The 22,467-nt window shown below is 61.7% G+C and carries 20 protein-coding genes; 9 read left to right on the top strand and 11 right to left on the bottom strand.

The genetic code is table 11. The annotated features are described in order from the left end of the window. Positions 1-54 precede the first annotated feature (54 nt). The 3 genes from cgtA to rplU form a co-directional block, all read right to left on the bottom strand. Complete coding sequence (gene cgtA, locus AC3B5Q_RS03285; RefSeq protein ID WP_003247460.1) at positions 55-1,281, bottom strand: Obg family GTPase CgtA; 1,227 nt, start codon at positions 1,279-1,281, stop codon at positions 55-57. Between the two features lie 188 nt (positions 1,282-1,469). Further along, the gene (gene rpmA / locus AC3B5Q_RS03280) at positions 1,470-1,727 is read right to left on the bottom strand and encodes a 50S ribosomal protein L27 (protein WP_003247464.1); all 258 of its coding nucleotides are present in this window, start codon (positions 1,725-1,727) and stop codon (positions 1,470-1,472) included. A 38-nt stretch (positions 1,728-1,765) separates the two neighbouring features. After that, positions 1,766-2,080 carry a 50S ribosomal protein L21 gene (rplU, locus tag AC3B5Q_RS03275; protein ID WP_003247466.1) on the bottom strand — a complete coding sequence of 105 codons (315 nt, stop codon included), beginning with the start codon at positions 2,078-2,080 and terminating at the stop codon, positions 1,766-1,768. 244 nt (positions 2,081-2,324) lie between these two features. On the opposite strand from rplU, the gene AC3B5Q_RS03270 reads away from it, so the two are divergent. From AC3B5Q_RS03270 to AC3B5Q_RS03260, 3 genes are all read left to right on the top strand, one after another. Then, positions 2,325-3,293 (top strand): polyprenyl synthetase family protein, encoded by a 969-nt coding sequence (locus AC3B5Q_RS03270; protein ID WP_010951940.1) that lies wholly within the window; start codon positions 2,325-2,327, stop codon positions 3,291-3,293. A 159-nt stretch (positions 3,294-3,452) separates the two neighbouring features. Continuing rightward, positions 3,453-3,794 (top strand): zinc ribbon domain-containing protein YjdM, encoded by a 342-nt coding sequence (locus AC3B5Q_RS03265; protein ID WP_021784165.1) that lies wholly within the window; start codon positions 3,453-3,455, stop codon positions 3,792-3,794. Between the two features lie 84 nt (positions 3,795-3,878). Further along, complete coding sequence (locus AC3B5Q_RS03260) at positions 3,879-4,124, top strand: PA4570 family protein (protein WP_021784166.1); 246 nt, start codon at positions 3,879-3,881, stop codon at positions 4,122-4,124. 94 nt (positions 4,125-4,218) lie between these two features. Here AC3B5Q_RS03260 and bamJ read toward each other — a convergent pair whose 3' ends face one another. The 5 genes from bamJ to AC3B5Q_RS03235 all read right to left on the bottom strand — a co-directional run bounded on the left by bamJ (position 4,219) and on the right by AC3B5Q_RS03235 (position 8,974). After that, the gene (bamJ, locus tag AC3B5Q_RS03255; protein WP_003247482.1) at positions 4,219-4,836 is read right to left on the bottom strand and encodes a BamJ family beta-barrel-assembly machinery protein; all 618 of its coding nucleotides are present in this window, start codon (positions 4,834-4,836) and stop codon (positions 4,219-4,221) included. A gap of 85 nt (positions 4,837-4,921) precedes the next feature. Next, a complete protein-coding gene (locus tag AC3B5Q_RS03250) occupies positions 4,922-5,227 on the bottom strand; it encodes a DUF6482 family protein (RefSeq protein ID WP_021784167.1) in 306 nt (101 codons plus the stop codon). Between the two features lie 217 nt (positions 5,228-5,444). Continuing rightward, on the bottom strand, positions 5,445-5,933 hold the full coding sequence (locus AC3B5Q_RS03245; protein ID WP_003247486.1) for a TIGR00645 family protein: 489 nt from the start codon (positions 5,931-5,933) through the stop codon (positions 5,445-5,447). A gap of 101 nt (positions 5,934-6,034) precedes the next feature. Then, positions 6,035-6,373, bottom strand: a complete 339-nt coding sequence (locus tag AC3B5Q_RS03240; RefSeq protein ID WP_021784168.1) for a PA4575 family protein — start codon at positions 6,371-6,373, stop codon at positions 6,035-6,037. A 162-nt stretch (positions 6,374-6,535) separates the two neighbouring features. Then, positions 6,536-8,974, bottom strand: a complete 2,439-nt coding sequence (locus tag AC3B5Q_RS03235; RefSeq protein WP_021784169.1) for a Lon protease family protein — start codon at positions 8,972-8,974, stop codon at positions 6,536-6,538. 250 nt (positions 8,975-9,224) lie between these two features. Here AC3B5Q_RS03235 and AC3B5Q_RS03230 point away from each other — a divergent pair, with 250 nt between their 5' ends. From AC3B5Q_RS03230 to AC3B5Q_RS03215, 4 genes are all read left to right on the top strand, one after another. Further along, complete coding sequence (locus tag AC3B5Q_RS03230) at positions 9,225-9,713, top strand: DUF3015 domain-containing protein (protein ID WP_021784170.1); 489 nt, start codon at positions 9,225-9,227, stop codon at positions 9,711-9,713. A gap of 71 nt (positions 9,714-9,784) precedes the next feature. Next, the gene (locus AC3B5Q_RS03225; protein ID WP_021784171.1) at positions 9,785-11,638 is read left to right on the top strand and encodes an Lnb N-terminal periplasmic domain-containing protein; all 1,854 of its coding nucleotides are present in this window, start codon (positions 9,785-9,787) and stop codon (positions 11,636-11,638) included. 215 nt (positions 11,639-11,853) lie between these two features. Further along, a complete protein-coding gene (locus AC3B5Q_RS03220) occupies positions 11,854-12,210 on the top strand; it encodes a lipoprotein (protein ID WP_003247495.1) in 357 nt (118 codons plus the stop codon). Positions 12,211-12,277: 67 nt separating this feature from the next. Next, positions 12,278-12,775 (top strand): GreA/GreB family elongation factor, encoded by a 498-nt coding sequence (locus AC3B5Q_RS03215; protein WP_488392829.1) that lies wholly within the window; start codon positions 12,278-12,280, stop codon positions 12,773-12,775. Positions 12,776-12,807: 32 nt separating this feature from the next. Here the strand turns inward: AC3B5Q_RS03215 and gdhA are convergent, their stop codons facing one another. From gdhA to AC3B5Q_RS03200, 3 genes are all read right to left on the bottom strand, one after another. Continuing rightward, positions 12,808-14,148 (bottom strand): NADP-specific glutamate dehydrogenase, encoded by a 1,341-nt coding sequence (gene gdhA, locus AC3B5Q_RS03210; protein WP_021784174.1) that lies wholly within the window; start codon positions 14,146-14,148, stop codon positions 12,808-12,810. Between the two features lie 221 nt (positions 14,149-14,369). After that, on the bottom strand, positions 14,370-16,037 hold the full coding sequence (gene ettA / locus AC3B5Q_RS03205) for an energy-dependent translational throttle protein EttA (protein ID WP_003247499.1): 1,668 nt from the start codon (positions 16,035-16,037) through the stop codon (positions 14,370-14,372). 304 nt (positions 16,038-16,341) lie between these two features. Further along, positions 16,342-16,743, bottom strand: a complete 402-nt coding sequence (locus tag AC3B5Q_RS03200; RefSeq protein WP_103443465.1) for a hypothetical protein — start codon at positions 16,741-16,743, stop codon at positions 16,342-16,344. Positions 16,744-16,991: 248 nt separating this feature from the next. Between AC3B5Q_RS03200 and AC3B5Q_RS03195 the strand changes: the two genes are divergently transcribed. Both AC3B5Q_RS03195 and glyA read left to right on the top strand, forming a co-directional pair. After that, entirely contained in the window at positions 16,992-20,822 is a 3,831-nt protein-coding gene (locus AC3B5Q_RS03195; protein WP_021784176.1) for a sensor domain-containing protein, read from the top strand. Between the two features lie 305 nt (positions 20,823-21,127). Beyond that, positions 21,128-22,381 (top strand): serine hydroxymethyltransferase, encoded by a 1,254-nt coding sequence (glyA, locus tag AC3B5Q_RS03190; protein WP_014589625.1) that lies wholly within the window; start codon positions 21,128-21,130, stop codon positions 22,379-22,381. Positions 22,382-22,467: the final 86 nt, after the last annotated feature.

The raw sequence follows: 22,467 nt of genomic DNA, 5'->3' as shown, positions 1-22,467 counted from the left end.
CCGTGGATACAAAAACGCCGCTCCAGAGAGCGGCGTTTAGTGTACTGCAACCGATCAGTCGCGCACGTAAATGATTTCCGGACCGTCTTCGTCGTCCTCGAAATCATCGTCCCAACCGTCATCGTCGCCGATGTCGTGCACGCTCTTGACGCCGGTACGACGCAGGGTGCGGGCGTCGTCCAGGGCCTGCAGCTGGGCACGGGCTTCGTCTTCGATGCGCTGGTCGAGGTCGGCCAGCTCTTCGGCGTAGGCCGGGTCGTTGGCCAGGCGGTCGGCGCGGTCTTCGAGGTAGCGCATCAGGTCGTGGCTGAGCTTGTCGGTGCCCTGCTTGGAAATGGCCGAGATCACGTAAACCGGGCCTTCCCACTCCAGACGGTCGATCACTTCCTGCACACGCTCGTCACGCTCGTCGTCCATGACCATATCGGCTTTGTTCAGCACCAGCCAGCGCTCACGCTCGGCCAGCGACGGGCTGAAGCGGGTCAGCTCGTTGACGATGACTTCGGCGGCATCGGCCGGGCTGCTTTCGTCCAGTGGCGCGATGTCCACCAGGTGCAGCAGCACGCGCGTACGCGCCAGGTGCTTGAGGAAGCGGATACCCAGACCGGCACCTTCAGAAGCGCCTTCGATCAGGCCGGGGATGTCGGCGATGACGAAGCTCTTCCAGCGGTCGACGCTGACCACGCCCAGGTTTGGCACCAGGGTGGTGAACGGGTAGTCGGCGACTTTCGGCTTGGCGGCCGAGACCGAACGGATGAAGGTACTCTTGCCGGCGTTGGGCAAGCCCAGCAGGCCGACGTCGGCCAACACCTTCATTTCCATCTTCAGGTCACGCTGCTCACCCGGTTTGCCTGGGGTGGTCTGGCGCGGCGCACGGTTGGTGCTCGACTTGAAACGGGTGTTGCCCAGCCCGTGCCAGCCACCTTGCGCGACCATCAGCTTCTGGCCGGGGGTGACCAGGTCACCGATCACTTCCTGGGTGGAAGCATCGATCACGGTGGTGCCGACCGGCACGCGCAGGAACAGGTCTTCACCCTTCTTGCCGGTGCAGTCGGTGCTACCGCCGTTGGAGCCACGCTGGGCTTCATGGTGACGGGTGTAGCGGTAGTCGACCAGGGTGTTCAGGTTTTCGTCGGCAATCATGTACACCGAGCCACCGTCACCGCCGTCACCGCCGTTAGGGCCGCCGTTCTCGATGAACTTCTCGCGACGGAAGCTCATGCAACCGTTGCCACCGTCACCGGCCTTGACCCGAATGGATACTTCGTCAACAAACTTCATTAAAACCGCCTCTCGTCGGTAGACGAGCTGAATGACTCAAAAACATGAGGCTCTTGCAAAAATGAGCGCGGCGGCCCCGTACGACCGTAGAAACCAACGCCGGCAACCCAGACAAACAGCTTTGCAAGAGGCTCACCACAAACGAAAAAGCCCCGTCGCATGACGGGGCTTCTGGAGCGACGTCGCGATTAAGCGGCGACGATGCTCACGTAACGGCGCATGAACTCGCCTTTCTTCTCGAACTTGATCACGCCTTCGATCTTGGCGAACAAGGTGTGGTCCTTGCCCATGCCAACGCCGTAGCCAGCGTGGAATTCGGTACCGCGCTGACGGACGATGATGTTGCCTGGCTTGATAACCTGGCCGCCATACATCTTCACGCCAAGGCGTTTCGATTCTGAGTCGCGACCGTTACGAGTACTACCACCAGCCTTCTTGTGAGCCATGGTTCAATTCTCCAAATAAATTCAGGGGATCTAGGGGATTAAGCCTGGATGCCGGTGATTTTGATCTCGGTGAACCACTGGCGGTGGCCCATACGCTTCATGTGGTGCTTACGACGACGGAACTTGATGATGCGAACCTTGTCGTGGCGGCCTTGCGAAACGACTTCGGCCACTACTTTAGCGCCAGCAACAACTGGAGCACCGATGGTGACTTCTTCACCGTTGGCGACCAGCAGAACGCGATCGAAGGTCACGGATTCGCCAGTGGCGACTTCCAGTTTTTCGATCTTGAGGAATTCACCTTCAGCGACTTTGTACTGCTTGCCGCCGGTAACGATTACTGCGTAAGACATGGTATTTCTCCGATAATCCTGCTCACCCAGCGCTTTATATGATGAGTATTGGCTGGCATGGCTGCACAGGGCTGGAACGGCCCGGCGCAATTGCGTAAGGCAGGTGCTGCCCAGGAAGTTAGGGTGCGCGATTGTACGCAACCGCGGTTTTGCTTGCAAGTGCCGCCCCCGGCCAGCTGGCACCGCGCCTTGACACACCGGGACCCGCGACCTAGCATGCCGCGCAACCTCACTGGAGCAGCCGATGCAACCCCAAACCTTCTACCGCGCGGTGGCTGATGATTTCAGCGCCGTCGACGAGATCATCAAGAAGCAGCTGACCTCGCGCGTGCCGCTGGTATCGAAGATCGGCGACTATATCACGTCCGCCGGTGGCAAGCGCCTGCGTCCCCTGCTGGTACTGCTGTGTGGCAAGGCCCTGGGCCGCGAAGGCGACGACCTGCGCCTGCTGGCCGCCACCATCGAGTTCCTGCACACCGCCACCCTGCTGCACGACGATGTGGTCGACATGTCCGGCATGCGTCGCGGCCGCTCTACCGCCAATGCCCTGTGGGGCAACGCGCCAAGCGTACTGGTGGGCGACTTCCTTTATTCGCGCTCGTTCGAAATGATGGTCGAACTGGGCTCGATGCCGGTCATGCAGATCCTGTCCAAGGCCACCCGCGTGATTGCCGAAGGTGAAGTGCTGCAACTGTCGCGTGTACGCGACGCCAGCACCACCGAGGAAGTCTACATGGAGGTCATTCGCGGCAAGACGGCGATGCTGTTCGAAGCGTCGACCCACAGCGCTGCGGCACTGGCCCAGGCCACCGACGAGCAGCGCGAAGCCCTGCGTACCTTCGGCGACCATCTGGGCGTGGCCTTCCAGCTGGTCGACGACCTGCTGGACTACAAGGGCGACTCGCAGACCTTGGGCAAGAACGTCGGTGACGACCTGGCCGAGGGCAAGCCTACCCTGCCGCTGATCTACACCATGCGTGAAGGTACTGCCGAGCAGGCTGCCCTGGTACGCCAGGCGATCCAGAAAGGTGGCCTGGAGGATCTGGAACAGATTCGCGTTGCGGTCGAGGAATCGGGTGCGCTGAAGTACACCGCCGAGCTGGCGCGCGATTACGTGAAGCGTGCCATCGCCTGCCTCGAAGTGCTGCCTGCCAGTGAATACCGGGATGCGCTGGTTGAACTGAGCGAGTTTGCGGTCGCGCGTACGCACTGACAGACCGAGTCGTCTTCATTCGCGGGCAAGCCCGCTCCTACACCATCTGTGGGGAGCAGGCTTGCCCGCGATGCTTTTGTCCGGACATAATCACTTCCGGGAAAATACCTTTTACAATGTGGGCTTTTAACCGCCCGTCTGTTTGTTTGAGGAACCGAAGTGAGCACTCTGCCACCCTGCCCAAAATGCAACTCCGAATACACCTATGAGGATGGCACTCAGCTGATCTGCCCTGAATGCGCCCACGAGTGGTCGGCCAGCGGCGATGCCGAGGCGACCAGCGACGAGGTGGTGAAAAAGGACTCGGTCGGCAACATCCTGCAGGACGGTGACACCGTCACCGTGATCAAGGACCTCAAGGTCAAAGGTTCGTCCCTGGTGGTCAAGGTCGGCACCAAGGTCAAGAACATCCGCCTGTGCGATGGCGACCACGACATCGACTGCAAGATCGACGGCATCGGCGCCATGAAACTGAAGTCCGAGTTCGTCCGCAAAGTCTGATCACACAAAAATCTGGCAATCGGCGCTTGCCATTTAGGTAATAGGAATTATTCTCATTGGAACCGCTATCCAAGGAGAATCTCCATGACTTACCTGATCGACGCCTGGCTGGAACGCCCCCACCCCTACCTGCGCATTCTTCATCGGGAAACCGGCGAAGTGTGCGCGGTCCTTGAAGAAGAAGCCCTCGACGAACTGCGTGACCAGGGTGACCTGGACATGAGCGGGCTGAATTCGAGTGAACCGGGGGTACTCAAGGAACTGGTACGGAATCTGTTTCTGTTCTGCTATGCGCGGGCATTGCACCCTGGGGGGACAGACTGGAATTGAGGCCGGCAGGGCCGGCCTCTTCGCAGGTGAACCCCACCCCTACAGAAAAAGGTGGGCTTACTCGCGAATGGGCCGCAAAGCGGCCCCAACGACCTTACAGAACGTCGAGCAGTTCGACGTCGAACACCAGTACGCTGTGCGGCGGGATGCTGCCAACGCCTTGGGCGCCGTAAGCCAGCTCGCTTGGCACGTACAGGCGCCATTTGCTGCCAGCGTTCATCAGTTGCAGGGCTTCGGTCCAGCCAGCGATCACGCCGCCTACCGGGAACTCAGCCGGCTGGCCACGCTCGTAGGAGCTGTCGAACACGGTGCCGTCGATCAGGGTGCCGTGGTAGTGGGTACGCACGTTGTCTTCGCGGGTCGGCTTGGCGCCTTCACCAGCGGTCAGCACTTCGAACTGCAGGCCCGAAGCCAGCGTGGTGATGCCTTCACGCTTGGCGTTCTCGACCAGGAACTCCTTGCCAGCAGCAGCAGCGGCTTCGGCCTTGGCTGCAGCTTCGGCTTGCATCACCTCGCGGATGACCTTGAAGCTGGCCGACAGGTCGGCTTCGCTGACGCGGCTGTCGGCACCGTTGAAGGCATCGGTCAGGCCGGCCAGGATGGCTTCCAGGCTGACGCCCGGTGGCGGGTTGTCGCGCAGCTGGCCGCCCAGCTGACGGCCGATACCGTAGCTGACGCGAGTTTCATCGGTAGACAGGTTGAGTTCGGACATTGTCGTGCTCCACTGCAGGGCGCAGTGCAGCCGCGCCCTTGATAAAAAGGGCGAGCAGCCTAGCACACTGAGGCGTTGTGAGCAGCTACCAGGCCGAACGCTGGGAAATCGGCAACTTCAGGTCTTCTTCCGGGTGCGTACCCATACCGCACATTTCATCCTGCACCGACCAGTGCACCAGGTTCATCGAAACCATGGGGATGGTTTGCAGCAACTTGCGCGCATCTTCCACCGAGTGCACGCGCAAGCGCTCACCGCGGGTATCGGACAGGGGGTGAGGATGGCCTTTGACCCGGGCCTCGAGCAGGTAGTCACCGCCTTCGATGGCGATCAGGTTCAGTTCGTCGACATGGCCAGCCCTGGCCTCGGTATTGAGCTGATGCAGGTTCATGAGAGCACCTCGCGATGGGAACCACGCATGAGAGCTCATTTTTTGTACAGGAAGGGAGAATGCGCAAGGCATGACTGACGCCACTCGTCAGTTGAGCCTAGATCTCTGTGGAAGCGGGCGTGCCCGCGAAGCAGGCCACGCGGTGGCTGCCACCGGCTTTGCCGGTGTTCGCGGGCATGCCCGCTCCCACGGGAGTTGCAGTGAGGCCTGGCGGGACTCAGTGCTTGGTCAGCTTGTCCAGGTAGCCCATGCAAAACGCCGAGACCACGAAGGTCATGTGGATGATCACGTACCACATCAGGTAATCGGTGGAGATGTTCTGCGCATCCATGAACACCCGCAGCAGGTGAATGGACGAAATCGCCACGATCGACGCGGCAACCTTCATCTTCAGCGACGAGGAGTCCATCTTGCCCAACCAGTTGAGCTTTTCCTTGCTTTCATCGATGTCCAGTTGCGAAACGAAGTTCTCGTAGCCGGAAATCATCACCATCACCAGCAAGCCACCGACAAGCGACATGTCGATCAGTGAAAGGATCACCAGGATCAGGTCAGCTTCGCTCAACGCAAAGACATTGGGCAGGACGTGGACCACTTCCTGGAAAAATTTCAGCGCCAGGGCCAACAGGCCGAGGGACAAGCCGAAGTAGATCGGTGCGAGCAGCCAGCGCGAGGCATACATCGCGTTTTCGAGGATACGTTCCATGAAGTTCAGGACTCATCAGGTGACTAAAAAAGCGACGGCGAGTATAGCCAGCCACCTGTTACAGCAAAAGCCCGGGGGCTGCTCCGCAGCCCCGGCATTCTTCAGTTCTCAGGATGAAACTGGTAATCCCCCAGGTTGCGACACCGCTCACCATTGATCCGCCGCAACTGCGCCTGCAAATGCAGACACCAGATCTGCGGGTCTTCCGCCACCTGATAACCATGCAGGGTCAGGCTGTCGACAATGGCATTGAGCACCGACTCAGCCACCAGCGGCCCATGAAACGGCCCCTGTGCCTTGATCGCGGAGGGTTGTTCACCGGCCATGCCGGCGGCGAACAGCAGGGTCCACATGCCGTTATCCCCGGCCAGTGGACGAATGCTGCATTCGATACGAGTCACCAGGCCCAGGCACTGGCGTGTGAGGCTGAGGTTGCGCATGGCCGCGTCCCCTCCAATGAGCCTTGTTCAGCCCGAAACCCTCAGGCTGTTTCCATCCTGAACGCTGTACCGTCCTTAAGTTCCAGCATAGAAGAACAGTTCAGAAAGATGGAAAACTGGCGCTGAACGGTAGCACATCGCCGCCAGCGCCAGTTTGTTGACTCAGGCCGGTTTGGCTTGGGCAATCACGTCTTCAAGGCGTTCCTTTTCTGCCTTCTCGATGTCTTCCTCGCTGATCATCTCGGCAATTTCCCGCAGGCGCTCCACCACACGGGCATTGACGCTGCCCTCGGTGAACAGCCCCTTGTCGTCGAGTACCCCGGCCTCCTCGCCCACCAGCAGGCTCAGCGCCTCATCCGCCTGACTGACCGCGTAGACGTGGAACATGCCGTTCTCCACCGCCTGCAACACGCGCTCGTCAAGCATCAGGGTGGCAACGTTGGCACGCGGAATGATCACCCCCTGCTCGCCGGTCAGGCCACGCGCCTCGCAGAGGCGGAAGAAGCCCTCAATCTTCTCGTTGACCCCTCCCACCGCCTGTACTTCACCGAACTGGTTGATGGAACCTGTGATTGCGAAGCACTGCTTGAGCGGCGTGCGCGACAAGGCCGAGATCAGCGTGCAGGCTTCGCCCAGCGAGGCGCTGTCGCCGTCCACGTAGCCGTAGGACTGCTCCAGGGCGATGCTCGCGGAGATCGCCAACGGGAATTCCTGGGCATAGCGGCTGCCCAGGTAACCGGTGAGGATCATCACCCCTTTGGAGTGGATCGGCTGGCCAAGGTTGACCTCACGCTCGATATCGACAATACCGCTGCCGCCCGGGTACACGGTGGCCGAAATACGCGCTGGCATGCCGAACGCCGAGTCGCCCACTTCCAGCACGGTCAGCCCGTTGCACTTGCCGATGGCCGCGCCTTCTGTGTCGATCAGGATGATGCCGGCAAGCATGTCGTCCAGCACCCGTTGCGACACACGCCCGGTACGGGTGGCCTTGGCCTTGAGCGCCCGCTCGATGTGGCCCGCATCGGTCATTTCGTCACTGGCCAGCTGGCGAATGAAATCAGCCTCGCTGACCAACTGGAACAGGTCACCGATACGCGCCGACAGGCGCGACTGGTTCTCGGCCAGACGAGCACTGTAGGTGGCCAGACGCGCCACCGCGTCGCTAGTCAGCGGCGCCATGCCCTCTTCGTTGGTGCGGGTGCGCAACAGTTGGGCGAACTGCTCCAGGTTCTCGTCGACCATCGGCATGTCTTCATCGAAGTCCACCAGCACGCGGAACATCTCCTGGAAGTCCGGGTCGTGGTCCTGCAGTGCGTAGTACAGCTGGCGCGAGCCGATGATCACCAACTTGACGTTCAGCGGAATCACCTGCGGCTGCAGGCTGACGGAGGCAACACGGCCCAGCTCACCGATTGGCGACTCCATCTTCAGCTTGCGCGACTGCAACGCTCGCTTGAGCGCATCCCATACGAACGGCTCGCCCAGCATCTTCTCGGCTTCCAGAATCAGGAAGCCGCCGTTGGCGCGGTGCAGCGCGCCTGGGCGCAGTTGGCGATAGGAGGTATACAGCGCACCTTGGTCGGTGCTGTATTCGATACGGCCAAACAAATTGTCGTAGGTCGGGTGCGGCTCGAACACCACCGGCGCGCCACCGTCAGCGTGGTGGCCCACAACCAGGCTAGGCGCGTACTGCTCTTCGAGCAGCTTGCGGGCCACGGCGTCGGACTTGCTGTCATCGACCAGTTGCTCGACCAAGGTACGCAACAGGTTCAACTGCACCGATTGCAGGTAGGCGCAAACCGCCGCGTTTTCGGCGTACTTTTCCGAAAGCGGCGCCAGCAACGGCTGCAGCGCCAGGGTGATGGTTTCTTCGTTGAGCTGACGCAGCTGGTTGTTCGATTCGCGCTTCCATTGCGGCAGGCTGGCCAGTTCTTCGTTAAGGCGCTCCTCAAGCAGGGCAATGTCCTCGTGGAACTGCTCGCGCACCTCTTCCGGCAATTGGGCAAATTCCGCTTCATCCAGCGCCTTGCCATCGGCCATCGGCGTGAAGGCGACGTTGCTGGCATCGCGGTACAAGGCCACGTCCTTTTCCAGCGACGCGCGCTCGATCACATCCAGCGCGCGGTCATAGCGCTGGTTGAAAGCGCGGTCGATGGCGCCCTTCTTCTGCTGGTAGGACGGGTGTTCGAACACCGCCGGGAACGTCGACAGCAGGTTGTCGATCAATCCGCCCATGTCGCTGATGAACTCGGCGGCGCTTCCGGACGGCAGCTCCAGTGCACGTGGTTCACGGGTGTCGTCGAAGTGGTTGACGTAAACCCAGTCGGCCGGGGTTTGCTGGCGCTTGCCCTCGGCCTTGAGGTAGCGCTTGACGAACGAGAAGCGCCCGGTGCCGGGCTCGCCCATTACGTACACATTGTAACCGGGGCGCGGCATGGCCACGCCAAACTGCAGGGCCTCGACAGCACGTTCCTGGCCCAGGACTCCGCGAAACGGCTCCAGATCGTCGGTATGGGTAAAGGCAAACTGCTCGGGTGAGAAACGCCGGGTCAGGGCTTCAGGCGCAAGACGCAGGCGCGCAGCGACAGGATCGGGCATTGGGTTTCCTTACTTCGGCGGGGCAGATACGCAGCATTCTGGCGCTGCCCGCGCGCGCCTTGCAAGGCTCCACGGGACTTTATGTCGCAGCCGGTGCAGTCTTGTGACAGCAAATTTTTCGCAATCAACAACGCAACCTTTAGATCGTGCCTAAACTCCAAGCTGCGCGGGTGGGTGAAAAGCTTTCCCGACCTGGCAACCGAGTTGCCAGAAACCCTGACCCTTGGTTAAGACAAAGAGAACAAATGCTATGAAACGGATTCTTCTGGGTACTCTGTTCACCGTGGTCTCGCTGAACGCCATGGCCGAAGCGCCAGGCGGCCCGAACTGCGGCTGGGGCAACATGCTGTTCGAAGGCCAGCGCGGCACGCCGGCACACTTCCTGGCTTCTACCACCAACGGCACCTCCGGTAACGCCACCTTTGGCATGACCTCCGGCACCAACGGCTGCTCGACCAGGGCTTCGCTGACCTACGGCGGCAAGTCCTGGTTCGCCATGAACGGCATGATGAACGAGCTGTCCGAAGACATGGCCATGGGCCAGGGCGAAGCTCTGACCACCTATGCCGTCGTTCTCGGCGTAGCACCGGAAGACCGCAGCTACTTCAACTCGGTCACCCACCAGCACTTCAACCAGATCTTCAGCAGCGCCGACGTCACTGCCGAAACTGTCCACAGCAACACCCTGGCCGTTCTGAAGAGCGACCCACGCCTGGCCAAATACGCTACCGAGGCCTAAGCACAGCTGCTCCCGCCCCACCCGGGGCGGGTTTCGCCTTTTTCGGCATCGTCAAGAAGTAGTTGCCCGATATGCTCAAACGCTTTGCTTGCCTGGCGCTGTGTGCCTGCGCCCCTGTTCATGCCGCCCCTGTGCTGGATCCAGGCCGTCTCCAGCAATTGGCCAATACCCCTTACTGGCTCGCCATTGGTCATTATGAAACCGCCAAGCTAGGCGGCTGGCGCAGCTATGTGGATGATGATGCGTTCTTCCTCGCCGAAGATGGCGCGCACCATCCGGACCAGGAACTCAAGGCTACGGTCGATGCGCTGTATGCCCCGGCCAGTCTCGGTGACAAGCACGCCCAGTGCGTATTCCCCGCGCGCACCCGCTGGCTTCGTGAACAGCTAGACCTGCAAGACTTGCCACAACCGGACTGCCAGGAATTCAAGACCTGGTACCAGTCGATCGACCCGCACAGCGCCGCGTTGATCTTCCCGGCAGCCTACCTGAACAGCCCGTCGTCGATGTTCGGTCACACCCTGCTGCGCATCGACCAGTCCAACACCCGCAGCGACGACACCACGCTGCTGAGCTACGCCATCAACTTCGGTGCCTATATCGAAGGCAGCGACAACAGCATCCTGTACGCCTGGAAAGGCCTGATGGGTGGCTACCCGGGGCTGTTCGCGCTGATGCCCTACCAGGAAAAACTGTCCGAATACCGCAGCCTGGAAAACCGCGACCTGTGGGAATACCAGCTAGACCTGACCCCCGAAGAAACCGGACGTATGGTCGAGCATGTGTGGGAGCTGAAGCAGATCCAGTTCGATTACTTCTTCTTCGACGAGAATTGCTCCTATCGCCTGCTGGAGCTGCTGCAAGTGGCCCGGCCGAGCCTGGACCTGACGTCTCAGTTCCCGCTGACCGCCATTCCCACCGACACGGTAAAAGCCGTGAAGCAGTCCGGCCTGGTCGCCAGCGAAACTTACCGCCCCTCTCGTGAGCGTGAATTGCTGGCCAGGGCCGAGCCACTCGACCACAACGAAAAGCGCCAGGTGCTGGCTGTAAGCGCCGACACTGCGCAATTGCAAAGCCCTGAATTCCAGGCCTTGCCTCGCGAACGCCAAGCGTTGGTGCAAGATGCCGCGTATCGTCTTGAGCGCTATCGGGCCAATGGCCAGGAACGCGACCCAGGGCAGGCCAAACGCAGCTTCGAGTTGCTGCGGGCGATCAACAGCAACCCGCCGCGCCCCCTGCAAATCGAACGCCCCGGCCTGCCCGAAGATGGCCATGACTCGCGCACCTGGCAGTTGGGCGTGGGTACCCGCGAAGACCGCGCCTACGCCGAATATGGCTTGCGCATGGCCTACCACGACCTGAATGACAACGCCTATGGCTTCCCGCTGGGCGCACAGATCGAAATCCTGCAATTGAAGCTGCGCCAGTATGAAGGCAACGATTGGCAGGTGCAGCGCCTGGACCTGGCCACCATCCGTTCATTGACACCCCGTAACGAGCTGCTCAAGCCTTGGTCATGGCAAGTGGCTGGCGGGCTGGAGCGGGTGCCGGGCAAGCATGATGACGAAGTGCTGGTGAGCCATGTGAATGGTGGCGCTGGCGGCACCTGGCAGCTGGCCGACGGTTTGCTGGGGTTTGCCCTGGGCACGGTGCGGGTCGAGCATCACAACGACTTCGCACAATTCATTGCCCCGGCGGCTGGCTTCAATGGCGGCCTGCTGTGGCGCAATGGGTTGGGCAACATGACGCTGGAGGCCAAGGGCGATTACTTCACCAACGGCGAGGTGCGGCGCAGTTTAAGCCTGAACCAGCAGTGGGAAATCAGCCAGAACCTTGGGCTTCGGTTGAGCGCTTCGCGTGAGTTCAGCCACCTGGCCACGGCACAGAACGAGGTGATGCTCGAGCTGAAGTGGTATCACTACTGAGGCTGCTTTGCGGCCTTTCGCGGGCACGCCCGCTCCCACAGGGTCTCCACACGATTCGAGGCCTGTGAAGTCCCTGTGGGCGCGGGCTTGCCCGCGAATTGGTCTGTTAGGCTGGCAAAGCAGTGTGACTGAACCAACTCTTTGACACTGTTTTGACATCTACCCGACAAATCGCCACCTAGACTTTCCACCATCAACTGGAGGGCTTTGTGGCTATGTCGCGGTACTGGTTCGGCGTGTGCATTGCGTTGTTGCTGTCAGGTTGCGAAACCACCCACGAGCAGATGGTCAACCACGGTTACCCTCCCGCCTATGCGGATGGCTTCCAGGACGGCTGCAGCAGTGGCCGCCAGGCGGCCGGGCTGATGGTGGGCAACTTCCGCAAAAACGTACCCCGCTACCTGCACGAGCGTCAGTACGAAACCGGCTGGGACGATGGCTTCCGCCAGTGTCATGCCATGCAGAACAGCGAAGAACAGCGCCAATACCACGAGCGTTTCTGGGACCAGCGTGACCGCGAGTGGGAGCAGGAAAAAGACCGCGGCGCTGCCAAGGCCTATCGCCACAACTGAGTCGCAAACGGACATTCCTTTAAACCGGCGGCCTGCCATGATGGTCTCAAGCACAAGGAGGCCTTGCATGAGCCGAGCATTCGTCAACGAAGACCAAGCCGCCGCCCAGGCCGACCAACCGGTTGAGCGGCGCATCAGCGAACAACCCAACTACGTCACCGCCAGCGGCCTGCGCCAGCTGCAAGCCCACTTGGCCGAGCTGAATACCTTGCGCAGCGAACTGCAGGCTCAGGGTGAGCGTGGCGACAAGCAGCAGCTGGCCGATACCGAACGCGACCTGCGTTACTTCAACGCACGGGTGCAGAGCGCACAGGTGGTGCGGGCGGCCACTTCTCGCAGCAAGGCGCAGATTGGTAGCCGGGTGCGATTTGTCGATGCGCAGGACCAGGAGCATATTGTACGGCTGGTGGGCGAGGATGAAGCAGATGCCGGGCGGGGCTTGATCAACTGGGGCTCGCCATTGGGGCGTGCCTTGCTGGGCGCGGGGCCTGGAGATGAGGTGGTATGGCGCCGGCCGATGGGCGAGCAAGTAATTGAAGTGCTCGAGATCGAGGGTGAGCCCTGAGGGGGCCGCACAGCGGCCCCAAGAACTTCAGGTCAGACCACGCCTTGCGCCAGCATCGCATCGGCCACTTTCACGAAGCCCGCGATGTTCGCCCCTTTGACGTAGTTGATACGGCCATCAGCCTCTTCACCGTAGTGCACGCATGCATGGTGAATCGACTGCATGATGCTGTGCAGCTTGCTGTCCACTTCACCGGCAGTCCACAGCAGGCGCATGGCGTTCTGCGACATTTCCAGGCCCGACACGGCTACGCCGCCGGCATTGGAGGCCTTGCCTGGGGCATACAGAATGCCGGCGTCCAGGAAGATGTCCACAGCCTCGAGGGTAGTCGGCATGTTGGCGCCTTCGGCCACACAGATGCAGCCGTTACGCAGCAAGGTGCGGGCATCTTCGGCGCCCAGCTCGTTCTGCGTGGCGCATGGCAGGGCGATGTCGCACGGCAGGCTCCACGGGGTCTGGCCCTTGCGGAACTCCAGGCCGAACTGCCCGGCCAGCTCGCTGATACGGCCACGCTTGACGTTTTTCAGCTCCATCAAGGCGTCCCACTGGGCATCGGTCAGGCCGGCCTCGGCATACAAAGTTCCTTCAGAGTCAGACAGCGAGATCACCTTGCCGCCCAGGTCCATGACCTTGCGCGCAGCATATTGGGCGACGTTGCCCGAACCGGACACCGCCACGCGGCGGCCGTCGATACGCTTGTCCTGACGCTTGAGCATTTCTTCGGCGAAGTAAACGCAGCCATAGCCGGTGGCTTCCGGGCGGATCAGGCTGCCGCCATAGGTCATGCCCTTGCCGGTCAGCACCGAGGTGAACTGGTTGGCCAGGCGCTTGTACTGGCCGAACATGAAGCCGATTTCGCGGGCACCCACGCCGATGTCACCGGCCGGTACGTCGCAGTCGGCGCCGATGTGACGATACAGCTCGCTCATGAACGCCTGGCAGAAGCGCATCACTTCGGCGTCGCTCTTGCCTTTGGGGTCAAAGTCCGCGCCGCCCTTGCCGCCGCCCATGGGCAACGAAGTCAGCGAGTTCTTGAACACCTGCTCGAAGGCCAGGAACTTCAGCACGCTGAGGTTCACCGACGGGTGGAAGCGCAGGCCGCCCTTGTACGGGCCAATGGCACTGCTCATCTGAATGCGATAACCGCGGTTGACCTGCACCTTGCCCTGGTCATCGACCCAGGATACGCGGAACAGCAAGGCGCGCTCAGGCTCGACCATGCGCTCGAGGATACCGGACTGCAGGTAGCGGGGGTTGGCTTCAAGGAATGGCCACAGGGTGCGAAGCACCTCTTCTACGGCCTGGTGGAATTCTGGTTGGCCAGGGTCACGCTGCTTTAGGCGTGCAAGAAAATTGTCGACAGATTCGATCATGGTAGACATCTCACCAAGAGGATTGGACTTATTGGTTTTTTCAGGAATGTACCAAGAAGCAATCGCACCGGAACAGGGCGAAATGTCGTTTTTATGAAATTATTTGGTGCGCTTTATGTAAGTGTATACAAAACACGCTCCCGATTCCTTGTTTTCAGCTTTCCATCAAGCACAAAAATGGGGCTCCTTTGAGCCCCATTTTTGTGCATCAGAAAACCGGCTTACTGGGCCAGCTTCTTGTGCCGTACACGGTGCGGCTGGGCAGCAGCATCACCCAGACGCTTCTTGCGGTCGGCTTCGTACTCGGTGTAGTTACCCTCGAAGAAGACCACGTTCGAGTCGTCTTCGTACGCCAGGATGTGGGTAGCCACGCGGTCCAGGAACCAACGGTCGTGGGAAATCACGATCGCGGCGCCCGGGAAGTCCAGCAGGGCTTCTTCCAGCGAACGCAGGGTTTCGACGTCAAGGTCGTTGGACGGTTCGTCGAGCAGCAGAACGTTACCGCCTTCCTTCAGGGTCAGGGCCAGGTGCAGGCGGCCACGCTCACCACCGGACAGGTCCTTGACGAACTTCTGCTGATCGCCACCTTTGAAGTTGAAGCGGCCAACGTAGGTACGCGAAGGGATCTCGTAGTTGCCGATGCGGATCTGGTCGGAACCGTCGGAGATCTGCTGGAACACGGTCTTGGCGCCGTCCAGGTCCTCGCGGCTCTGGTCCACACAGGCCAACTGCACGGTTTCACCGATCTCGATGCTGCCCGAGTCCGGCTGCTCCTTGCCCATCAGCATGCGGAACAGGGTCGACTTACCGGCACCGTTACCACCGATCACACCAACGATGGCACCTTTGGGCATGGCGAACGACAGGTTGTCGATCAGCACACGGTCACCGTAGCCCTTGGTGACGTTCTTGAACTCGATAACCTTGTCACCCAGGCGCGGACCGGCCGGGATGTAGATTTCGTTGGTTTCGCTGCGCTTCTGGAATTCCTGCGACTGCATTTCTTCAAAGCGCTGCAGACGGGCCTTGGACTTGGACTGGCGGGCTTTGGCGCCTTTGCGCACCCACTCCAGTTCCTCTTTCATGGCCTTCTCGTGGGCGCTCTGCTGCTTGGACTCCTGCGCCAGACGCTCCGACTTGGCTTCCAGCCAGCCCGAGTAGTTGCCTTCGTACGGGATGCCGGCGCCGCGGTCCAGCTCCAGGATCCAGCCGGCGACGTTGTCGAGGAAGTAACGGTCGTGGGTAATGGCTACCACGGTGCCCGGGAAGTCGTGCAGGAAGCGCTCCAGCCAGGCCACCGAGTCGGCGTCCAGGTGGTTGGTCGGTTCGTCGAGCAGCAGCATGTCAGGGGCCGACAGCAGCAGGCGACACAGAGCCACACGGCGCTTTTCACCACCGGACAGGTGTTCGATGCGCGCATCCCAGGCAGGCAGGCGCAGGGCGTCGGCAGCGACGTCCAGCTGGCGCTCCAGGTTGTGGCCATCAGCGGCCTGCAGGATGGCTTCCAGCTTGGCCTGCTCGGCGGCCAGCTTGTCGAAGTCGGCATCCGGCTCGGCGTAGGCCGCGTAGACCTCGTCCAGGCGGGCCTGGGCGTCCTTGATCACGCTGACCGCTTCCTCGACCACTTCACGTACGGTCTTGGTTGGGTCCAGTTGCGGTTCCTGTGGCAGGTAACCCACGTTGATGTCGGGCATCGGACGGGCTTCGCCGTCGAATTCCTTGTCGACGCCCGCCATGATCCGCAGCAGGGTCGATTTACCGGCGCCGTTCAGGCCAAGTACACCAATCTTGGCGCCTGGGAAGAACGACAGGGAAATGTTCTTGAGAATTTCCCGCTTCGGCGGCACGACCTTGCTCAGCCGATGCATGGTGTAGACGTATTGAGCCAAAACCAAGCCCTCTAATCAGATAGGTAAAGACATCGCCGATCGCCCCGGCACGCAGTGGCCAGGGGGATGTGTTTACGGGGTGTCATTGAACAAAGTCGACCATTCTACGCCAACGCGCGGCGTTGCATAGGAGGGGCCGATGGTGGGGTGTGATCAGTGCGGTCACTGGGATGAATTCATTGCCTGTGCCGGCCTCTTAGCGGGCACGCCCGCTCCCACAGCGTCACCACAGAGTCTGAAGAATCCGCGATTCCTGTGGGAGCGGGCGAGCCCGCGAAAGGGCCGGCACAGCAGCAGAAGAGGCTCAGACGTGACGCTGCTTGACCTTGCCCCGCGGCAACCGGCAACGGTCGCCCTGCTCGGCCAGGCGCGCGGCCCAGGCGGACTTCACGCTGAAGCCGCCGCTGCGGGCAGGTTGCTGCTCGGCCACCTTGGCCGGTTTGGCAGGCGCTGTGCTGACCACCTTGGCTGCCGGCTTGGCCGCAGTCACTGTCGGCGTTGGTGGCTCTACTGCCACCTTGGCAGTCTTGCGCAGTTCAGCCAGCGACGGGGCCTTGCTTTTGGCGGCAGCGGCCGCCTCGGGTTTGCCCAGCGAACGCTGGCAAGACTTGCAGGATACGTCCTCGGTCACGGCAGTGCTGACAAGGGTCTGACTGCTGCGCCCGCAGGCGGAATCGAGGCCATTGGAGGAAAAGTGAGTAACCAAAACCGAACATCTCCGATGCGTTGTCATGTGAAGCGGGCGCTATTCTCGCACAGGTTGCAGGGGCTTGCCGAACCACCGGGCAGCCACCACCGGTCAACACGGCTGGCACTTTGCCATAATCCGAGGCATGCTAGCCGGTTTCGGGTATCCGGCCTTATAGTGCGCCTCCGCGGTGCGCAAGCCCGGTGCCGGCACGCGCCGTGCAAGATCATTCCCTGCCATCGCCAGCCCAATCGCAGGATCAACGCTTGACCAACCTTACTCATTCGTCGTCATTGCGTTCCGCACCACAAGCACCCGCCACCATACTGCGCGGGTCGATCAAGGGTGCGCTGGCGCTGCTGGCCCTGATCCTGCTGGGACTGCTGGTGTGGCAGCTATTCGCCCAGTTCAAACATACTCAGGCCGACTTGCGCAAACAGAGCCTGGACGCCTCTGCGGAACTGGCCGACCACCTGAGCCTGAACATGGCGCTCAAGGCGCAGCAGGCCGTGAACGTGGTGCAACCCTACCCAGATGCCCCCACCCCTGCCGCCCTGCCCAGCCTGCTCGGCACCCTACGCCAGCGCCTCCCCGCCCTGCAGAGCGCGGCCTGGCTGGACAACACCGGGCAACTGCGCGCCGACAGCCTGGCAGGCAGCCCCGACCGCAAGCTGTTTGATGAGTTGCTTGCACTTAGCCAGGGACGCCCGTACTTCTTCACCAATTCGGCCGACAACCACATCCTGTACCTGCTGCTGCGCCAGGATGCCGCGCAGGGTCACGGCTACTGGCTACTGCGCCTGTCACCGGACTATTACCGCGAGCTCACCCTCCACCTGGAGGGTAGTGGGCACCCGCAGTGGCTGCTGGAGAACAGCCGCAGCGGCGAAGTGCTGCTGCGCAATGTCGCAACCGATACCAGCGACGAGCCGCTGCAAAGCGTGATGCTGGCCTTTATCGAAAACAGCACCTGGCAGCTACACGGCCTGTTCGACGCCAAACTGGCCCGGCAAACGTTGTTGCCGGCGCTGATCGGCAAATGCCTGCTGGTACTGTTCTGCGCCCTGCTGCCGGTACTGGCGCTGATCAACATGCGGCGCCGCCAGCGGGCGCTGCAGGAAGACCGCAGGCGCTATCAGGAAATTTTTGAAGGCACCGGCGTGGCCCTGTGCGTGCTCGACCTGTCCAGCCTGCCCGGTCAGCTCGATCGCTACCACCTGCGCAACCGGGCCGCACTCAAGCACAGCCTGGCGCTGGATCCGAACCTGCGCCGCTCGCTGCTGCTGGAGCTGAAGATCACCGAGGTCAACCAAGTGGCGCGCCAGCTGCTGAACATCGACTGCCACGAAGGGGCCTGGCAGCGGCTGATCGATGGCACTGGCGACAGCCGCGACAGCATTGGCATGCAACTGATCGATGCACTGATCGAACAACGCCCGTTGCTGGAGCTGGAAGTGCGTCTGCCGACACCCCAGGGAGACGAGCTGCACCTGTGGCTGATGGCTCGCCTGCCGCTGCAGCGTCGCGATTACCAGGCGGTGATCCTCAGCATCAGCGATATCACCAGCCGCAAACAGGTGGAGCTGTCGCTACTGGAACGCGAAAGCTTCTGGTCGGACGTGGTACGCACCGTACCCGACCAGTTGTATGTGCAGGATGTGCCCAGCCAACGGATGATCTTCAGCAACCGCCACCTCGGCCAGACCCTGGGCTACGACCGCACCGAGCTGGCACAGATGGGCGACCGCTTCTGGGAGCTGCTGCTGCACCCCGAGGACGCCGCACACTACCAGGCACTGCGCCAGCAACAGCGCGACAGCGGTCATGACCAACCGCTGCACTGCCAGCTGCGCTTCCGCCACCGCGACGGAGGCTGGCGCTGCTACGACATCCGCGAGCAGGTGCTGACCCGCAACGCCGAAGGCCTGGTTACGCGCATCATCGGTGTGGGCAAGGATGTGACCGTTCAGATCGAGGCCAGCCAGTCGCTGCGTGACAGCGAGCAACGCTACCGCATGCTCGCCGAAAGCATCAGCGACGTGATTTTCTCCACCGACAGCCAGCTCAAGCTCAATTATGTCAGCCCCTCGGTAAAGAGCGTGCTGGGCTACCAGGCCGACTGGATCTTCGCCAACGGCTGGCAATCCATCGTCGCCAACCCGGCCCAGCTCACCGGTATCTACAGCCTGATGGAGCGTGTCAGCAAGGCCATGGGCGATCCGGCGCAAATGGCGCAATTGTGCAGCCAGTTACCCACCCAACTGTTCCTGTTCGACTGCCTGCGTGCCGATGGCCGCAAGATCCCGATCGAGCTGCGCCTGGTGCTGGTGTGGGACGATGACCAACGCTTCGAAGGCGTACTTGGGGTGGGCCGCGACATCAGCCAGCAACGCCGCGCCGAGAAAGACCTGCGCATGGCCGCGACCGTATTCGAACATTCCACGTCAGCGATCCTCATCACCGACCCGGCCGGCTATATCGTCCAGGCCAACGAAGCGTTCAGCCGCGTGAGCGGTTACGCCGTCAGTGAAGTGCTCGACCAATTGCCGGGCATGCTCACTGTCGACGAACAGCAGGAAGGCCACCTGCGCTATGTGGTCAAGCAACTGCACCAGCGCGGCAGCTGGGAAGGTGAGGTGTGGCTCAAGCGCCGTGACGGCGACCATTACCCGGCCTGGGTCGGCATCACGGCGGTACTGGACGACGAAGGCGACCTGGCCAGCTACGTGTGCTTCTTCACCGACATCAGCGAACGCAAAGCCAGCGAACAGCGCATCCACCGCCTGGCCTACTACGACGCCCTTACCCACCTGCCCAACCGCACACTGTTCCAGGACCGTTTGTACAATGCCCTGCAGCAGGCCGAGCGGCAGAAGGCCTGGGTTGTGCTGATGTTCCTCGACCTCGACCGCTTCAAACCGATCAACGACTCCCTCGGCCATGCGGCCGGCGACCGCATGCTCAAGGACATGGCCCTGCGCCTGCTGGCCTGCGTGGATGACGATGACACGGTGGCACGCATGGGCGGCGACGAGTTCACCCTGCTGCTGCAGCCGCGCCCCACCCGCGAAATGGCCCTGAACCGCGCCATCCACGTGGCCGAGAACATCCTCGGCAGCCTGGTGCGGCCGTTCGTGCTGGAAAACCGCGAGTTCTTCGTCACCGCCAGCATCGGCATCGCCCTCAGCCCACAGGATGGCAGTGAGCTGAGCCAGCTGATGAAGAACGCCGACACCGCCATGTACCACGCCAAGGAGCGCGGCAAGAACAACTTCCAGTTCTACCAGGCCGAAATGAACGCCAGCGCCCTGGAGCGCCTGGAGCTGGAAAGCGACCTGCGCCATGCCATGGAGCAGAACGAGTTCATCCTCTATTACCAGCCGCAGTTCAGCGGCGACGGCAAGCGCCTGACCGGCGCCGAAGCGCTGCTGCGCTGGCGTCACCCGACCCGCGGCCTGGTGCCGCCGGGCGACTTCATCCCGGTGATCGAGGAACTGGGCCTGGTGGTGGACGTGGGCGATTGGGTGCTGCGCGAGGCCAGCCGCCAGCTCAAGGCCTGGCACAAGGCCAAGGTGCGAGTGCCGAAAGTGTCGGTGAATATTTCGGCGCGGCAGTTCTCCGACGGCCAGCTGGGCACGCGGATTGCCAACATCCTGGATGAAAGCGGCCTGCCGCCGGCATGCCTGGAGCTGGAGTTGACCGAAAGTATCCTGATGCGCGAGGTAAACGAGGCGCTGCAGATTCTTGCCAGCCTGAAGAACCTCGGCCTGAGCATTGCGGTAGACGACTTCGGCACCGGCTACTCGTCGCTCAACTACCTCAAGCAGTTCCCCATCGACGTACTGAAGATCGACCGTACCTTCGTCGACGGACTGCCCGAAGGCGAGCAGGACGCGCAGATTGCCCGGGCGATCATCGCCATGGCCCACAGCCTCAACCTGGCAGTCATCGCCGAGGGCGTGGAAACCCACGAACAGCTGGAGTTTCTGCGCGAGCATGGTTGCGACGAGGTGCAGGGCTATCTGTTCGGGCGGCCGATGCCGGCGCATCAGTTCGAGGCGCAATTCTCCAACGAGACCTTGTTCATGTTCCATTGACCCGCACGCTGCCTGTTCACAAGGTTCCCGTAGGAGCGGGTTTACCCGCGAACACCGGCGAAGCCGGTGCCATCCACCGCGCCGCCTTCTTCGCGGGTAAACCCGTTCCTACAAGTACGGTGCCGCAACCGAATCCTGCATAAAAAGCGGACCTGCGAGTCAACTCCTGCCCCCGCCCAGCCCAGAAACGGCGCGGGATGCAAGATGAAGCCCATTGGTCCGCGACTTGATGCCACTTCATATGCCAGCCGCGAATCAATCGGTTAGAATGCACACCCAAATTACCCCGATCCTTGAGGACCGCCATGTTCAGCCGTGATTTGACCATTGCCAAGTACGACGCCGAGCTCTTCGAAGCCATGCAGCAAGAAGCTCTGCGCCAGGAAGAGCATATCGAGCTGATCGCTTCGGAAAACTACACCAGCCCGGCAGTCATGGAAGCTCAGGGCTCGGTCCTGACCAACAAGTACGCCGAAGGCTACCCAGGCAAGCGCTACTACGGCGGTTGCGAATACGTCGACGTCGTCGAGCAACTGGCCATCGACCGTGCCAAGGAGCTGTTCGGCGCCGACTACGCCAACGTACAGCCGCACGCTGGCTCCCAGGCCAACGCTGCCGTCTACCTGGCCCTGCTGTCGGCCGGTGACACCATCCTGGGCATGAGCCTGGCACACGGTGGCCACCTGACCCACGGTGCTTCGGTAAGCTCCTCGGGCAAGCTGTACAACGCCATCCAGTACGGCATCGACGGCAATGGCCTGATCGACTACGACGAAGTCGAGCGTCTGGCTGTCGAGCACAAGCCGAAGATGATCGTTGCCGGCTTCTCGGCCTACTCGCAGGTTCTGGACTTCGCCCGCTTCCGCGCCATCGCCGACAAGGTCGGTGCCTACCTGTTCGTCGACATGGCCCACGTTGCCGGCCTGGTTGCCGCTGGCGTGTACCCGAACCCTGTTCCGTTCGCCGACGTGGTCACCACCACCACCCACAAGACCCTGCGCGGCCCGCGCGGCGGCCTGATCCTGGCCCGTGCCAACGCCGACATCGAGAAGAAGCTGAACTCCGCCGTCTTCCCGGGCGCACAGGGCGGCCCGCTGGAGCACGTCATCGCGGCCAAGGCCATCTGCTTCAAGGAAGCCCTGCAGCCAGAGTTCAAGGCTTACCAGCAGCAGGTCGTGAAGAACGCCCAGGCCATGGCCAGCGTGTTCATCGAGCGCGGTTTCGACGTGGTTTCCGGTGGCACCCAGAACCACCTGTTCCTGCTGTCGCTGATCAAGCAGGAAATCTCCGGTAAGGATGCTGACGCCGCCCTGGGCAAAGCTTTCATCACCGTCAACAAGAACTCGGTACCGAACGACCCGCGTTCGCCGTTCGTCACCTCGGGCCTGCGTTTCGGCACCCCAGCCGTTACCACCCGTGGTTTCAAAGAAGCCGAGTGCAAGGAACTGGCGAGCTGGATCTGCGACATCCTGGCCGACCTGAACAACGAAGCGGTGATCGACGCCGTTCGTGAGAAGGTCAAGGCCATCTGCAAGAAGCTGCCGGTTTACGGCAACTGATTGGCGCTTGCCTGAAGTGAAAGAGCCCGGCCCAGTGCCGGGCTTTTTCGTGAACGGACCATGAAACCCGTTCGCAGGCCTGATAC

Source organism: Pseudomonas sp. D5(2026), from assembly GCF_057766845.1.
The sequence above is the reverse complement of the archived record's forward strand: the minus strand, read 5'-3'. Positions and strand labels throughout refer to the sequence as shown.

Bases quoted from the DNA above. Each gene is read 5' to 3' on its own strand.
- cgtA (WP_003247460.1), bottom strand. From the start codon at position 1,281: ATGAAGTTTGTTGACGAAGTATCCATTCGGGTCAAGGCCGGTGACGGT.
- rpmA (WP_003247464.1), bottom strand. From the start codon at position 1,727: ATGGCTCACAAGAAGGCTGGTGGTAGTACTCGTAACGGTCGCGACTCA.
- rplU (WP_003247466.1), bottom strand. From the start codon at position 2,080: ATGTCTTACGCAGTAATCGTTACCGGCGGCAAGCAGTACAAAGTCGCT.
- AC3B5Q_RS03270 (WP_010951940.1), top strand. From the start codon at position 2,325: ATGCAACCCCAAACCTTCTACCGCGCGGTGGCTGATGATTTCAGCGCC.
- AC3B5Q_RS03260 (WP_021784166.1), top strand. From the start codon at position 3,879: ATGACTTACCTGATCGACGCCTGGCTGGAACGCCCCCACCCCTACCTG.
- bamJ (WP_003247482.1), bottom strand. From the start codon at position 4,836: ATGTCCGAACTCAACCTGTCTACCGATGAAACTCGCGTCAGCTACGGT.
- AC3B5Q_RS03250 (WP_021784167.1), bottom strand. From the start codon at position 5,227: ATGAACCTGCATCAGCTCAATACCGAGGCCAGGGCTGGCCATGTCGAC.
- AC3B5Q_RS03245 (WP_003247486.1), bottom strand. From the start codon at position 5,933: ATGGAACGTATCCTCGAAAACGCGATGTATGCCTCGCGCTGGCTGCTC.
- AC3B5Q_RS03240 (WP_021784168.1), bottom strand. From the start codon at position 6,373: ATGCGCAACCTCAGCCTCACACGCCAGTGCCTGGGCCTGGTGACTCGT.
- AC3B5Q_RS03235 (WP_021784169.1), bottom strand. From the start codon at position 8,974: ATGCCCGATCCTGTCGCTGCGCGCCTGCGTCTTGCGCCTGAAGCCCTG.
- AC3B5Q_RS03230 (WP_021784170.1), top strand. From the start codon at position 9,225: ATGAAACGGATTCTTCTGGGTACTCTGTTCACCGTGGTCTCGCTGAAC.
- AC3B5Q_RS03225 (WP_021784171.1), top strand. From the start codon at position 9,785: ATGCTCAAACGCTTTGCTTGCCTGGCGCTGTGTGCCTGCGCCCCTGTT.
- AC3B5Q_RS03220 (WP_003247495.1), top strand. From the start codon at position 11,854: ATGTCGCGGTACTGGTTCGGCGTGTGCATTGCGTTGTTGCTGTCAGGT.
- AC3B5Q_RS03215 (WP_488392829.1), top strand. From the start codon at position 12,278: ATGAGCCGAGCATTCGTCAACGAAGACCAAGCCGCCGCCCAGGCCGAC.
- gdhA (WP_021784174.1), bottom strand. From the start codon at position 14,148: ATGATCGAATCTGTCGACAATTTTCTTGCACGCCTAAAGCAGCGTGAC.
- glyA (WP_014589625.1), top strand. From the start codon at position 21,128: ATGTTCAGCCGTGATTTGACCATTGCCAAGTACGACGCCGAGCTCTTC.